Here is a 13,164-nt window from a genome sequence, read left to right on the forward strand (position 1 = left end):
GTCGTCTCCTCAGCGCTTCTTCGGCGTGTAGAACGGGTTCGAGACATCGCGCGCCGCCTCGAACACGGCATGTCGATACGGCAGGCCTTCCATGGCCGCGACGATTGCGTTCCTGCACGCGCGATAGTTGTTCTCGAAGACGGCGTCGAGATCGTCGGTCTTGGGATTCACCCAGTTCGCCGATACGACCACCCACTCGTTCTCCGCCTCGGGCGGCAGCGTGCCTTGTTCGAGCGCTTCGGCCACGGCTTTCGCTATGCCGGCCTGCGATGCGCCCCAGGTCGCGTTGCCGTGGAAGTCGCCGTCGATCGGCGCCTTGTTCACGTAGAGCGTGAGCGGCTTGGTCGGCACGCCGGGCCGTGCGATCACGACGAAGGGCGCGTGCCCGGCCGATGGCGTCGCGAGCGCGGTGGCGAAGGCCTGACCGGCGGGACCGTCGCGCGGACCGACCAGCACGTTGATATGGGCGAGATTCACGCCCGGTCCCTCGAAGCCTTCGCCGATATACAGATTCTTTCGCATGGACTCCAATCCTTTGCGTTACGTTGAGGATGAAGCGATTTTGCGGCGGGCGTCGCGCGATGAGGAATCGACGATTTGTCAGCGTGGGTGTGAGATTCAATCAACTCCGGGAGTACCCGTAGGGCGAATCCGAAGCTCGACTTAGTCCGTCCTAATTTCCATCGGCGGCAGGCATGGTAGAAACGTCTAGCCAAGTCGAATCAAACGGAGGTTGTCGATCGATGGACTATGCAGGCTTAGCAGAAGCTCACGCGTTGTGGGTCATCGCGTTCGTGCTCGTGGCGGCGCCGCTTGGCGCGGCGCTCGCCTGGAGCGCGTTCGTGCGCTTGCTCGACACGCGCGAACCGCCCACGCAGAGGACGCTCGTCGTGTTCGCGGCGCTGGTTCCGCTTGCATGCGGCGTAATGGTGTTCGCGGCAATCGCGACGCGCGTCGAGCGCGGCGAGGCGTTTTCGAGCGCCGATCAGCTTCTGCTCGATAGCATTCGCAAAGGCGTGCCGCCGCTGGCCGCGCAGAGCTTCGCGCGCTTGACGCATCTTGGCGATCCGCTGTTCCTGGCGTTGTTGTGCGCGCTCGTCTGCGTGGCGCTGGCGTGGAAGCGGCACTTCGGACTGGCGCTCTTTCTGATCGCGACGACGAGCCTGGGCGGTCTGCTCAATCGCGTGCTCAAGCTGTCGATGCATCGCGAGCGGCCCATCGGCGCGCTCGTGCCGTTGCCCGAGAGCTATTCGTTTCCGAGCGGCCATTCGTTCGGATCGATGGTCTGCTACGGCATGTGCGCCTATGTGCTGATGCGCGTCGCCTCGCGCGGCGGCGATGCCCTCATCGTCGCTTCGACCTGTCTTCTAGTGCTGCTGATCGGCACGAGCCGCGTGGTGATCGGCGTGCATTTTCTGACGGATGTCGCGGGCGGATTCGCCTCGGGCGGCGCGTGGCTCGCGTTTTGTATCGGCCTGGCGGAGTTGGCGCGCCGCGTGCCGGCTAGCGGCATGCGGACGAGGTAAGGCGCACCTCGTCCACGACGTGCGCGCTCAGATCTTCTTGACGAATTCGGACTTGAGACTCATGGCGCCGAAGCCGTCGATCTTGCAATCGATATCGTGATCGTTATCGACAAGGCGGATGTTCTTGACCTTCGTACCCATCTTGAGTACGCCGGACGAGCCCTTCAGCTTGAGATCCTTGATGATGGTGACGGTGTCGCCGTCTTGCAAAATGTTGCCCGCCGAATCGCAATAAACCTTCGTTTCGGCTTCGGCGGCGGGAGATTCATCGGCCGACCATTCATGCGCGCATTCGGGGCAAATGAAGAGCTTGCCGTCTTCGTAGGTGAATTCGGAATGGCATTGGGGGCACGGGGGCAGGGCGGTCATGCGGGGTCCTTCGATGCGAATAGGTGGTGCGGAAAGCGGAACGAATAAGCGGAACGAAAAAGCGAGACGAAAAAGCGGGACGAAAAAGCGGAACGAATAAGCGGGACGAAGTATAGCGGTCGAAGATCGCCTGCCGATTCCCGCGCTGTCTTAATAATGAGTATCGCTCAGGGCTGGCAAGGTCGGCAAGGCGCCGCATCCGCGAATCCATGGAACGTCGGCGGCTTCGGCCATCTCCTTGTCGCCCGCGCTGTCGCCATAGGCATACAAGGTCATTGGGCGATATGCGCCCCACCATGCCTTCAGACGCTCGACTTTCTCCGGCCCCCAGCAATTGGCGCCGATGAACCGGCCCGCGTATCCCGATTCCGTCAATTCCAGTTCGGTCGACAGCACCGTGCCGATTCCAATGGTCTGCGCCCAGAGACGAAGATACAGAGAAGGCGACGCGCTCACGATCACCACCTCGTGCCCAAGCGCCTGATGTTGCCGCACGCGGTCGATCATCTCCGGCCGGATCATGGCCGGCAGGCGCGTGGCACAGAAGCTTTGGGCAGCGAGTTGTAGCGCATCGCGCGAAACGTGTTTCAGAGCGTACTTCAAATATTCGGCCTTCGCGGTTCCGCGGTCGCATCGGCCTATTGCCATGCCTGCCAGCGCCGGCGCCGCCCATATGGCCGATGTGGCGAAACGAATCGGCCCGACGGTGTGCAGCACGAAAGCCTTGAGGCTGTCGCCGGTGGTAATGGTGCCGTCGAAATCGAATGCGGCGACGGTGCGGTGTTGCTTGAACATCGAAGGCTCCATGTAAAACGCTCGTTTCTCAGCGCTTGGGCTGCGACCGCGCAGCCAGCGCGGCGGGGAGGGTCACGTTCATCAGTTGATCGGCGCGCGCAAGCAGATCGACAATATCGGTTTCGAACGCATCGACTTGCAGGGACAACAGTTCGAGTTGCTGAAACGCCTGACGCACCATCGCGCGGCGATCGAGCAATGCGCGCGCGGCGCTCGCGGTGTCCCAGGGCTCCGGCAAATCGGCGACGGCGCTCAAGGCGGCAAGACCGATAGCCAGACCGTCGCGTGCTTCCGCGATGTGTTGCCGCGACGACTTCACGCGCGCCGGAAACGAGTGCAACGAAGTCTTGAGCGTGGTCAGGAGGCCGCGAAAATCCAGTTCCGGCGTTTCCGTGCCCAGGTATCGGCCTGTCAGGCGGTCGATCAGACCGGGTCTATGTGCAGCACGCTCGAGCAGGTCGCGCATCAGGCCGGAGCCATCCAGTTCAGCGAAGTCGCGCATCATGCGGGTGAACGTTTCGACAGCCTCGCCGCATGCATGCAACGGCGCTTCGGCCATGACGACGATGTGTTCGAGCCGTGGCGGTACGAGCCGGCGAATCGCGCGTTCGATGCGTGCCTGCTGTCGAGGATACAGGGCGGGAAACTGTTGGCGCGCGCACTCGAAACACTGGTTTAGCAACGGATGGCCAGCGTCTCCGAAGAGCGTCTTTCCCGGCTCGCTCAAGCTTTGCGGTGCGCTCGCGGCGCGCTCCTCGCGCGACACAAAAAGCGGGCGCACGGATGGCTCACGGACGACGTTGCTGCGCGCATCGGGACTGCGGTCGGCTCGGGAATCGTCGACTTGCAACCTGCCCGGTGTGTCCGGGAAGCTCAGCGGTCCGGGTTCACTAGACATTCGCATACTCTTGCCGGTAACGCCACGCCATGACAGATCTCCGTTTCAGGCGCGGTCGACGCGGCCGCCATAAGCGGCGACGAAATCCGCGAGCCCACGGTTGTAGCCCATGCCGACCGCCTTGAACATGAACTGTCCGTCGCGACGATAGAAGCTTCCCACCTGCACGGCGGTTTCCAGCGAGAAATCTTCTTCGAGCGGATAACGGGCGAGCACCTTGCCGGTATCTTCCTCGGAGATTTCGATGTAGCTGTTGCGAACCTGTCCGAAGTTCTGCTTGCGCTCCGCTGCGCGATCGATCGTCACGACGACCGAAATTTCGTCTACCGCAGCGTCGAGTTTTTTGCTGTCGATGAAGATGACTTCGTCGTCGCCACCGCCGCTACCGGTTTGATTGTCGCCGCTGTGCACGACGCCGAGACACTCGGACGACGACATGCCCTTTCGTGGCCATTCGTCGCCGGGCTGGAAAAACGTGGTTTCGCGGTCGAGCGTGCGAATTTCCGTGTTGTAGAAGATGAAGTGCTTCTGCGACAAGAGCTTCGGATTGCTCTGTTCGTCGTATTTGCACAGGAACACGGAGACGTCGAGGTCGAAGTTGTCGCCGGTATCGGTGGCATTGGCGTCCCACCCCAGGCCGATGCGGAACTTGCTTGCGTGCGGCGCTTCTTTCGACAGATTGATCCGGCCGCCTTTGGACAGATTGATCATTGACATGGATTACTTGCTCTCGTTTGAAGGTTTTGGATCGCGCCGCGATTCCGGGCGGCGCGTCCGGATCAGGAAGCAGGGTTGTCGGAAGTCGCGTCGCGCGTGACTTCGCGACGTTGCACGATGATCGAACTGACGACCGCAACGCCGATCGTGCATGCGCCGATTAGCCCCGTGACTACTTCCGGAACGTCGACGTTGACGCACAGCATGATTGCCGCAAGCGCGCCGATCGCCCAGAACGCGCCGTGTTCCAGAAAGCGATATTGCGCAAGCGTTCCTTTCTTGAGCAGGATCAGCGTCATCTGACGGATATAAGCCGCGCCCACGCCGAGTCCGAGCGCAATCAGGAAGATGTTGTTGGTCAGGGCGAATGCGCCGATCACGCCGTCGAAGCTGAACGACGAATCGAGTACTTCGAGGTACATGAAACCCGCGACGCCTTCGCGCACGATCCGTTCGCCGGTCGCGTCGCCGCCGACCAGATCGCCGACGCCATGCGCGACGATGAAGGCGATGACGCCGCCGCCGCCCGCCAGCAGAAACGATGCGCGCTCGCCGTCCGGCAACTGGGTGGAAACGAGCGCGATGATGCCGAGCGTCAGCGCCACTTCAATCGCAGAGAGGCGGCCCAGTCGCGCGAAGGGCTTCTCGATGACCTCGATCCAATGTTCTTCCTTGTCGGCGTTGAACATGAAGCCGAAGAACACCATCAAGAGAAACGCGCCGCCGAATGCCGAGACTTCGTGATGCGCCGAAGTCAGAATGGCGGCGTACTGATCCGGCGCTTCGAGCGCGAGCCTGGCGGCCTGCCACAAGCCAATGCCGCCCGCCACCGCGACGATCAGCAGCGGAAACAGCAGCCGCATGCCGATCACGGCGACCGGCAGGCCGAACGTCATGAAACGGTCGCGCCACTTGTCCGACCAGTTGCGCAGGACGGCCGCGTTGGCCACGGCGTTATCGAGTGAGAGGGAGATTTCGAGCACGCACAGCACGGCCACGAGGATCATGTCCTTCACGCCGCCGATCAGGAATGCGAGCACGAGCGCGATGAACGTCAACGCGAACGGGATTTTGAATTGCTTGATCATGTATTGCTCAAGAGAAAAAATGGCCGGGATGAATCGCTTACTTGCCGCGCACCCAGTCACAGAATTCCTCGGTAATGAGTTGCTCGTAGATCGCCTGATCGGAGATGTCGAGCGATTCGAGATGCAGGAAGCCTGCATTCGGCAATTGCTCGGCGACTTCTTCGAGGAAGGCGAATTCGTCGGGGTTACCCACGCCGATGAGCGACCAGTAGATCGGGAACTTCTGCGTCTCGCGCAGCAGCTTCCAGACGCGCGCGCGGTCGAAAGCAGGGTTCTGTCCATCCGTCACGAACAGGACCCACACGGGCATGTTGTTGGCGGGTGCGGCATTCGCGACGGTGACGTCGTTCTGCGGCGCGCCGAATAGCCGGCGGAAAAAGCCAGGCTTGTCGTTCGCATCGGGCGCTGCCGCCGCGAAGAAGAAATTGACGATATCCGTCATCACAGGCGCGTATTCCGTCGCGCCCCACTTGCGCACCGACGCATTCTTCATCACCTCTTCGGTGATATAGGCGCCATAGTTTTCGGGCGTCGCCGTTGGCAGGCGGTCGAAGGTGTCAGTGAAGGTCCAAGTATCGATTTCGCCGTTGTCATCGAACTTCATGGCGATGCCAAGCATGCGGTCATGCGTTTCCTGGATGATCCCGGATTCGTACAGACCCTTCGCTGAACCCGAGATGTCCAGCGCCGCCGCTACTCGCACGATGGGCGGACGCGGCAGGCTACGCTTGCTCAGGATGATCGAAACGCTGTCGGCGCGCGCAGCGAGGGCCGGCTTATTGAGGTTGATGATGGACATGCGAGTTTTTTCTTTTAGTGGTTACGGTCGTTGAACCGGGCGATGAGATCCTGCTCGAGCTTGCGCAGCCGCGGTTCGTCGGCTTTGCGTTTGCGTTGGCCTTCGTCGATGATCTTTGCCATTTCGTCGAGCGCGGCGAACAACTTCTGCTGCGTGTATTCGAAGGTTTCGGTCGCGATGACGGGACGCTCCGCCAGTCTCGTCACCGCGCCGGCGTTGGCATGCAGTTGGTCGGCCTGCGCGCGTAGCGCCATGTCGGCGGCATCGAACGTGGCGTTCGCGAGGTCGGCCGCCTTCTTCGAACTCAGTTGCTTGATGTAGAGCGAGAACGCGTTGGTCCACGCGGGAATCAACACGGTTTTCGCCGTGCCGAACTTGGAGATGAGCGTTCGCTTGTGATCCTGCTCCATGCGGATCTGCGGCGCGAGTTGTTCGGCCATCAGCATGGCGCGGCTCAAGTCGTCGATTTTTTGCGCCAGTGCGTTTGTGCGGCGACGCGTGTCCATCATGCGTTGCGCGGCGAACGCGTCGCCGGCTTGAGGCTCTTGCGCAAGCGCCACGCGGTACGACTCGAGCGAAGCCTCGCCATGCGCCTTGGCCGCTTCGAACTGGCGGAACGTTTCGTAGTTGTCCGCGTACATCTGATCCAGTTCCGCGATATCGCGGTTCTGCCGGCTCGCCGTGGCCTCCAGTTCGACGACGAGCGTACCGATGCGCTTCTCCACTGAATCGAACTGGGCGAGCAACTGTTCCCGGGTCGATCTGAACATCGACACTAGTTTCCCGGCCAGGCCGCGTTTTTGGATGGAAGCAGGGTCGAGGCCCTTGGCGGTCACGATCAGGTTGTTGAGCAACTCGCCAAAGTGATCGGCGTCGGAGGCACGCGCCTCGGACAGAAGACGCTGCGAAAGGCTGGCGACGCGCTCGCCGGCCGTGGCGCCAAGCTGGTCGATCTGATCGTCCGTGAGTAGTTCGGCCGAGGCTTCGCGAACCGTTTTGGCCGCGTCACGCAGGACCGGCGTCGATGACGGCGATGCATCGCCGCGCGTGTCGTCTGTCGCGAGGTGAAAAGGCTTCGCGTTGCCATCCCCAAAAATGGGTTTCATTTTTCTCTATCTCGTTATTCTAAGTAATGCCAAGCTATGGTTTGTCGATGAACGCCCCCGGCAACCCCGGGCATTGGACGCGCGAAGTAAAGGTTCCGCAAGCCGCAGCAACACTTTGAATCAGATATGCCTGCGGAATGGGCGAGCGCGCTGGCGTTAAAGGATCGATCGTTCTTTTATATTGGATCCAAAATCCTTGATTCATAAAACTTTCTGGTTCAGAATGCCCCTCAGCCGCATCCCGTTTCGCCTTCGAACCGACCGCCCCGGGAGCCACCATGACCGACCAAGCGCAGACCGTCGCTGGCGCATACGCCACAAGCGACACCGCCCGAGCACCATCCAGAACGCAAACCAGTCGCGCCGTCACCGCCGCTGTCGTCGGCAACGTGCTCGAATGGTTCGACTTCGGGACGTACGCGTTTCTCGCCACCGTCATCGCCAAGGTCATGTTTCCGGCCGGCGACGAGTTCGCCGCCATGCTCGGCACGTTCGGCGCGTTTGGTCTCGGCTTCGCGGCGCGTCCGCTCGGCGCGATCATCTTCGGATGGCTCGGCGACAAAAAAGGCCGTAAGTGGACGCTCACCTTCGTCATGCCGCTCATGGCCGCCGCCACGCTCTTCATGGCGCTGATCCCTTCGTATGCGTCGATCGGCATCTACGCGCCGATCCTGCTCATCGCCGCGCGCATGCTGCAAGGCCTTTCGGTCGGCGGCGAGCTTGGTAACGCGGTCGCGTTTCTGGTCGAATGGGCGCCGCAAAACCGCCGCGGCTTCTACGGCAGCTTCCAGCAATGCAGCACGCTAGGCGGCACGCTGCTCGGCTCCGGCGCGGCCGCGTTGATGACCTCGACGCTGTCCTCGCAAGCCATGCTCGACTGGGGCTGGCGCGTGCCGTTCATCATCGGCGCGGTGGTGATCGGGCCGATCGGCTGGATCATCCGCAAACGCAGCGAAGAGACGCCCGCTTTCGCGCAGGCAAGCGATGTCGCGCCGCCGCCGCATCGCGCGCCCGCGCTGCTCGGCTTGCAAGCTTGCGGGCTCGTGATCGTTTGGACGGTCTCGCTCTACACGTTGCTCAACTATTTGCCGTCGTTCACGCAGAAGTACGCGGGCATGAGTTCGTCGGCGGCGCTCTGGCTCAATACGGCGGGGCTCTTCGTGATGACGGCATCCATTCCGTTTTGGGGCGCGTTGTCGGACCGCGTCGGACGCAAACCGATCTACGCTATCGGCTGCGTCGCGTTCCTGATCCTGCCTTATCCGATTTTTCACTTGATGCTCGAATACAAGTCCGCGCTGGTCGTCGGTCTCGTGCAGGTGCTGGGCGGCGTGTTGATCGGCATCTTCTCGGGCGTCGGCCCCGCCGTGCTCTCCGAACTCTTTCCGACGAAGATCCGCACGACATGGATGTCGATCGGCTACGGCATCGCCAATGCGGTGTTCGGCGGCTTCGCGCCGGTCATTTCGATCTCGCTCATCAAGGCCACCGGTTCGCCCGTCTCGCCTGCGTACTTCGTCATGCTCGCGGCGCTGCTCTCGACGATCACGGTCGCGACGATCCGGGAAACGGCGCATCAACCGTTGCAATGAGGACTTTCGCATGCGCTGGAGCAGAACTCTCACGGTAGTCAATTGCCACGCCGAAGGCGAAGTGGGCAACGTGGTGACGGGCGGCGTCTTCGACGTGCCCGGCGCCACCATGTTCGACAAGATGATGCATCTCGAAGAAGTGCGCGACGACCTGCGCCGCATCTGCATCTTCGAGCCGCGCGGTTCGGCCAACCAGAGCGTGAACTTTCTATTGCCGCCGACCGATCCGCGCGCGCAGATGGGCTACGTGATCGCGGAATCGACCGAATATCCGGCGATGTCCGGTTCCAACACGATCTGCGTGGCCACCGTGCTGCTCGAAACCGGCATCCTGCCGATGACCGAGCCCGTCACCGAACTCGTGCTCGAAGCGCCCGCCGGTCTCATTCACGTGCGCTGCCGCTGCGAAAACGGCAAGGTGACGCAAGTCGAGTTCACCAATCAACCGGCCTTCGCGAACCATCTGGACAAGACGATCGAGGTCGAAGGCGTCGGCACGCTGACAGTCGATGTCGGCTACGGCGGCATGACCTATGTCATCGTCGATGCGCAAAAGCTCGGCTTTGCCATCACGCCCGACGAAGCGCGCCAACTATGCGAGCTCGGGCAAACGATCAAGGCCGACGCGGCCGAGCAATTGCCGTCGCCGCATCCGCTGAACCCGAACATCAAGGGCATCACGCAGACCGAATTCGTCATGCCCTTGCGGCGCGAAAACGGCGTCCTGACCTCGCGCAATACCGTGATCGTCTCTCCCGGACGCTGCGACCGCTCGCCATGCGGCACCGGCACATCGGCGCGGCTCGCGGTGATGCACGCGAAAGGGCTGATCGAAGCGGGCGAGCGCTTCGTGCATGAATCGATCATCGGCTCGCGCTTCGAAAGCCGTATCGATTCGCTGACGCAACTCGGCGATGTGCCCGCAGTCGTGCCCGTGGTCGCGGGACAGGCGTGGATCAGCGCGATCTCGCAAGTGGGCGTCGATCCGACCGACCGCTATCAGACGGGCTTCACGTTGTCGGACACGTGGCTCGAAGCCGTCGACGACAAGCTCATCAAATCGCGCGCGAAGCCATGAGCCAGCCGCGGCAGGAAATAGCGGATGTAATCGTGGTCGGCGCGGGCGTCGTTGGTTTGTCGTGCGCGTGGGCGCTGCTCTGCGAAGGCGCGAGCGTGACGTTGATCGATCGCGACTTCGAAGGCGACCGCACGTCGCACGGCAACGCGGGCGGTATCGCCGTGTCGGAGAACACGCCGATTGCCGTGCACGGCATGTTCACGCAAGCGGCCAAGTGGCTAATGGACCCGCTCGGGCCCCTCGCGCTCGACTGGAAACACGTGCCAAGCGCGCTGCCGTGGTTCATGGCGTTTCGGCGCGCGGCGGAACCCGCGCGGTTCGACGCCATCTCGCGTGCGCTTTCGCGGCTCAACAATCGCGTATACGAAGACATCTTGCCGATGTTCGACGATATCGGCGCCACCGCGATGCTGTATCGACGCGGCGCGCTTACCGTCTATGAGACCGATGCGGCCTTCGCCGCCGATCAGCCCGAATGGGCGCTCAAGCGCGAACTTGGCGTGCGCTGGCATACGCTGAATCAGGACGAAGTACGCGCCGCCGAGCCAGCGCTTGCGCCGGTGTTCCGGCATGGCGTGTTTCTCGACGACTGGTCGCATATCGGCGATCCGCGCCGGCTCGTGACCTTGCTGCGCGAACGCGTGATGGCGTTGGGGGCGCGCTTCGTGACCGGCGTCGCGCGTGCGCTCGAACCCGCCGACGGCGTTCTGCTCGACGACGGCGCCCGCGTCTTCGGCCGCCGCATCGTCGTGGCGGCGGGCGCGTGGTCGGCGACGCTTGCGAAGTCTGTCGGCGACCGCGTGTTGCTCGACAGCGAACGCGGCTATAACGCGACGCTGCCCAGGCACGGCATTGCGTTGTCGCGCGAAGTGATCTTCGCGGAACGCAAGTTCGTCGCGACGCCGCTGGATATCGGTTTGCGCATCGGCGGGGCGGCGGAATTCGCGGGGCTCGCCGCGCCGCCGAACTATCGGCGCAGCGAGGCGTTGCTCGCGCTCGGCCGGCGCTTTCTGCCCGACATCGACGAAACGGATGCGGTCAACTGGATGGGGCATCGCCCGTCCACGCCGGATTCGCTGCCGGTAATCGGCGTCTCGCCACGCGCGCCGTCCGTGGTCTATGCGTTCGGACACGGCCATCTCGGTCTGACGCAATCGGCGACCACGGCCGCGCTCGTCGCCGATGTGCTCGGCGAGCGCATGCCGCGCGTGCCCCTCGAACCTTATTCCATCGCACGTTTTCAGCACTGACCAAACGACAGGAGAGAAGAGATGCAAGTCAACTGGCAAGGCGTTTTCCCCGCGGTCACGACCAAACTCACCGCTACCGGCGCGCTCGATCAGGACGCCATCGTGAGCGGGCTGAATCGTCTGCTCGACAACGGCGTAGGCGGCGTCGTGATGATGGGCATGGTCGGCGAGAACGCGCAACTCACGCCCGAGGAAAAGCGCACGGTGCTCAAGCTCGCGGTCGAAACGGTGAACGGCCGCGTGCCCGTGATCTCCGGTCTCGCCGAACTGAACACGGCCAACGCCATGCAGTTCGCAAAGGATGCGGAAGCCATCGGCGTGCAGGGCCTGATGGTGTTTCCCGGCCTCACTTATCGCTCGGACGATAGAGAAACCGTCGAATACTATCGGTCGATTGCGCGCTCGACGAAGCTCGGCCTCATGATCTACAACAATCCGCGCGGTTATGGCGTGGACATGCGGCCCGACTTGCTCGAACAACTGAAGGACGAAGCCAACGTCGTCGCGATCAAGGAAGAAACCTACGATACGACACGCGTCACCGATCTCTATGCGCGCTTCGGCGACCGCTTCACCGTGTTCTGCGGCGTGGACGATCTCGTGCTGGAATCGGTCGCGCTCGGCGTCAAGGGCTGGGTATCGGGCATGGCCAACGCGGTGCCGCGCGAATCCGTCGAACTGCTCAAGCTCGCCGTGAATGGCGAATACGACAAGGCGCGTGCGCTGTATCGGGCATTGATCGACCTGTTCCATCTGGACACGCACGTGAAACTCGTGCAATACATCAAGCTCGCCGAAAACATCACGGCGGGTTATCCGGAATACGTGAAGGCGCCGCGTCTCGTGCTCGAAGGCGAGGAGCGGCAGCGCACGATCGCGATCGTCGAGAAGGCGCTCGCCAACGTGCGTGCGCTCGCTCAATGAACGGAGCACTAATGTGAAGTCCACGTTCTTCTGTATCGACGGTCATACGTGCGGCAACCCCGTGCGCGTCGTCGCGGGCGGCGCGCCGCCGCTTGCCGGCGCGAACATGATCGAGCGGCGCGCGCATTTTCTGCGCGAGTTCGACTGGATTCGCACCGCGCTCATGTTCGAGCCGCGCGGCCACGAAGTCATGTCGGGCAGCATTCTCTATCCGCCGACGCGCGACGACTGCGATCTCGCCATTCTCTTCATCGAAGTCAGCGGCTGTCTGCCGATGTGCGGACACGGCACCATCGGCACGGTGACGACGGCGATCGAAAACGGTCTCGTGCGGCCGCGCGAGCCGGGCGTCTTGCGGCTCGATACGCCAGCGGGCGTAGTCATCGCGCGTTATCGCGTCAACGGCGAACACGTGGATTCGGTGCAACTCGTCAACGTGCCTTCGTATCTGCATTCGCAGGACCTCTCCGTCGAAGTGGAAGGCTTAGGCGAGATTCGTTTCGATGTCGCTTATGGCGGCAATTTTTATGCGATCGTCGAGCCGCAGCGCAATTTCGAAGGTCTGCACGCGCTCAAGCCATCGGACATTCAGCGCCTGAGCCCGCTGCTGCGGCAGAAGGCCAACGAGAAGTACAGCTTCGTGCACCCGGAAAGCGAGCAGATTCGCGGCCTCAGCCACGTCATGTGGACCGGTGCGCCGACAGTCGAAGGCGCGAGCGCGCGCAACGCGGTGTTCTATGGCGACAAGGCCATCGACCGTTCGCCGTGCGGCACCGGAACCTCGGCGCGCATGGCGCAACTCGTCGCGAAAGGGCGCTTGAAGATAGGCGAGCGTTTCGTGCATGAAAGCATCATCGGGACGCTGTTCGAAGGCGTGCCGGTATCGGCCGCGCGAGTCGGCGAGTACGACGCGATCGTGCCGACCATCGAAGGCTGGGCGCGCATCACGGGCCACAACACTCTCTTCGTCGATGACCGCGATCCCCTGGCCCACGGATTCCTGCTGAAGTGAAAAGGAGCAT

Annotated in this window: 14 protein-coding genes; 6 read left to right on the forward strand and 8 right to left on the reverse strand. The window is 62.5% G+C overall.

What is annotated here, in order from left to right; genetic code table 11:
• Positions 1-9 precede the first annotated feature (9 nt).
• Complete coding sequence (fae, locus tag NCR98_RS28985) at positions 10-522, reverse strand: formaldehyde-activating enzyme (protein WP_244829806.1); 513 nt, start codon at positions 520-522, stop codon at positions 10-12.
• Between the two features lie 221 nt (positions 523-743).
• Here fae and NCR98_RS28990 point away from each other — a divergent pair, with 221 nt between their 5' ends.
• Entirely contained in the window at positions 744-1,526 is a 783-nt protein-coding gene (locus NCR98_RS28990; RefSeq protein ID WP_244829804.1) for a phosphatase PAP2 family protein, read from the forward strand.
• Between the two features lie 27 nt (positions 1,527-1,553).
• Here the strand turns inward: NCR98_RS28990 and NCR98_RS28995 are convergent, their stop codons facing one another.
• From NCR98_RS28995 to NCR98_RS29025, 7 genes are all read right to left on the reverse strand, one after another.
• Positions 1,554-1,895 (reverse strand): zinc ribbon domain-containing protein YjdM, encoded by a 342-nt coding sequence (locus tag NCR98_RS28995; protein ID WP_250528080.1) that lies wholly within the window; start codon positions 1,893-1,895, stop codon positions 1,554-1,556.
• Between the two features lie 150 nt (positions 1,896-2,045).
• A complete protein-coding gene (locus NCR98_RS29000; RefSeq protein WP_250528081.1) occupies positions 2,046-2,690 on the reverse strand; it encodes an HAD-IB family hydrolase in 645 nt (214 codons plus the stop codon).
• A gap of 28 nt (positions 2,691-2,718) precedes the next feature.
• Positions 2,719-3,588, reverse strand: a complete 870-nt coding sequence (locus tag NCR98_RS29005; RefSeq protein WP_250528082.1) for a hypothetical protein — start codon at positions 3,586-3,588, stop codon at positions 2,719-2,721.
• A 45-nt stretch (positions 3,589-3,633) separates the two neighbouring features.
• The gene (locus NCR98_RS29010; RefSeq protein ID WP_244831020.1) at positions 3,634-4,299 is read right to left on the reverse strand and encodes a TerD family protein; all 666 of its coding nucleotides are present in this window, start codon (positions 4,297-4,299) and stop codon (positions 3,634-3,636) included.
• Positions 4,300-4,367: 68 nt separating this feature from the next.
• Positions 4,368-5,393, reverse strand: a complete 1,026-nt coding sequence (locus tag NCR98_RS29015) for a DUF475 domain-containing protein (protein WP_250528083.1) — start codon at positions 5,391-5,393, stop codon at positions 4,368-4,370.
• Between the two features lie 37 nt (positions 5,394-5,430).
• Positions 5,431-6,192, reverse strand: a complete 762-nt coding sequence (locus NCR98_RS29020; protein WP_250528084.1) for a VWA domain-containing protein — start codon at positions 6,190-6,192, stop codon at positions 5,431-5,433.
• 14 nt (positions 6,193-6,206) lie between these two features.
• On the reverse strand, positions 6,207-7,298 hold the full coding sequence (locus NCR98_RS29025; protein ID WP_250528085.1) for a toxic anion resistance protein: 1,092 nt from the start codon (positions 7,296-7,298) through the stop codon (positions 6,207-6,209).
• A gap of 278 nt (positions 7,299-7,576) precedes the next feature.
• On the opposite strand from NCR98_RS29025, the gene NCR98_RS29030 reads away from it, so the two are divergent.
• Genes NCR98_RS29030 through NCR98_RS29050 form a run of 5 tightly spaced genes read left to right on the forward strand, consistent with a single transcriptional unit; the run spans position 7,577 to position 13,154 of the window.
• On the forward strand, positions 7,577-8,890 hold the full coding sequence (locus NCR98_RS29030) for an MFS transporter (RefSeq protein ID WP_244829790.1): 1,314 nt from the start codon (positions 7,577-7,579) through the stop codon (positions 8,888-8,890).
• A 10-nt stretch (positions 8,891-8,900) separates the two neighbouring features.
• Positions 8,901-9,968 carry a proline racemase family protein gene (locus NCR98_RS29035; RefSeq protein ID WP_250528086.1) on the forward strand — a complete coding sequence of 356 codons (1,068 nt, stop codon included), beginning with the start codon at positions 8,901-8,903 and terminating at the stop codon, positions 9,966-9,968.
• A complete protein-coding gene (locus NCR98_RS29040) occupies positions 9,965-11,218 on the forward strand; it encodes an NAD(P)/FAD-dependent oxidoreductase (RefSeq protein WP_244829785.1) in 1,254 nt (417 codons plus the stop codon). The genes NCR98_RS29035 and NCR98_RS29040 overlap by 4 nt, the downstream gene beginning before the upstream one ends.
• Positions 11,219-11,239: 21 nt before the next feature.
• Positions 11,240-12,142, forward strand: coding sequence for a dihydrodipicolinate synthase family protein (locus tag NCR98_RS29045; RefSeq protein WP_250469109.1), 903 nt, complete (start codon positions 11,240-11,242; stop codon positions 12,140-12,142).
• Positions 12,143-12,155: 13 nt separating this feature from the next.
• Positions 12,156-13,154 carry a 4-hydroxyproline epimerase gene (locus NCR98_RS29050; protein WP_250469111.1) on the forward strand — a complete coding sequence of 333 codons (999 nt, stop codon included), beginning with the start codon at positions 12,156-12,158 and terminating at the stop codon, positions 13,152-13,154.
• The last annotated feature ends 10 nt before the right edge of the window (positions 13,155-13,164 follow it).

The sequence above is a fragment of the Caballeronia sp. GAWG2-1 genome, assembly GCF_023631405.1.
GTDB lineage: Bacteria > Pseudomonadota > Gammaproteobacteria > Burkholderiales > Burkholderiaceae > Caballeronia.

What these genes read in the sequence shown, in the direction of transcription:
- fae (WP_244829806.1), bottom strand. Translation starts at nt 522, where the DNA reads ATGCGAAAGAATCTGTATATCGGCGAAGGCTTCGAGGGACCGGGCGTG.
- NCR98_RS28990 (WP_244829804.1), top strand. Translation starts at nt 744, where the DNA reads ATGGACTATGCAGGCTTAGCAGAAGCTCACGCGTTGTGGGTCATCGCG.
- NCR98_RS28995 (WP_250528080.1), bottom strand. Translation starts at nt 1,895, where the DNA reads ATGACCGCCCTGCCCCCGTGCCCCCAATGCCATTCCGAATTCACCTAC.
- NCR98_RS29000 (WP_250528081.1), bottom strand. Translation starts at nt 2,690, where the DNA reads ATGTTCAAGCAACACCGCACCGTCGCCGCATTCGATTTCGACGGCACC.
- NCR98_RS29005 (WP_250528082.1), bottom strand. Translation starts at nt 3,588, where the DNA reads ATGTCTAGTGAACCCGGACCGCTGAGCTTCCCGGACACACCGGGCAGG.
- NCR98_RS29010 (WP_244831020.1), bottom strand. Translation starts at nt 4,299, where the DNA reads ATGATCAATCTGTCCAAAGGCGGCCGGATCAATCTGTCGAAAGAAGCG.
- NCR98_RS29015 (WP_250528083.1), bottom strand. Translation starts at nt 5,393, where the DNA reads ATGATCAAGCAATTCAAAATCCCGTTCGCGTTGACGTTCATCGCGCTC.
- NCR98_RS29020 (WP_250528084.1), bottom strand. Translation starts at nt 6,192, where the DNA reads ATGTCCATCATCAACCTCAATAAGCCGGCCCTCGCTGCGCGCGCCGAC.
- NCR98_RS29025 (WP_250528085.1), bottom strand. Translation starts at nt 7,298, where the DNA reads ATGAAACCCATTTTTGGGGATGGCAACGCGAAGCCTTTTCACCTCGCG.
- NCR98_RS29030 (WP_244829790.1), top strand. Translation starts at nt 7,577, where the DNA reads ATGACCGACCAAGCGCAGACCGTCGCTGGCGCATACGCCACAAGCGAC.
- NCR98_RS29035 (WP_250528086.1), top strand. Translation starts at nt 8,901, where the DNA reads ATGCGCTGGAGCAGAACTCTCACGGTAGTCAATTGCCACGCCGAAGGC.
- NCR98_RS29040 (WP_244829785.1), top strand. Translation starts at nt 9,965, where the DNA reads ATGAGCCAGCCGCGGCAGGAAATAGCGGATGTAATCGTGGTCGGCGCG.
- NCR98_RS29045 (WP_250469109.1), top strand. Translation starts at nt 11,240, where the DNA reads ATGCAAGTCAACTGGCAAGGCGTTTTCCCCGCGGTCACGACCAAACTC.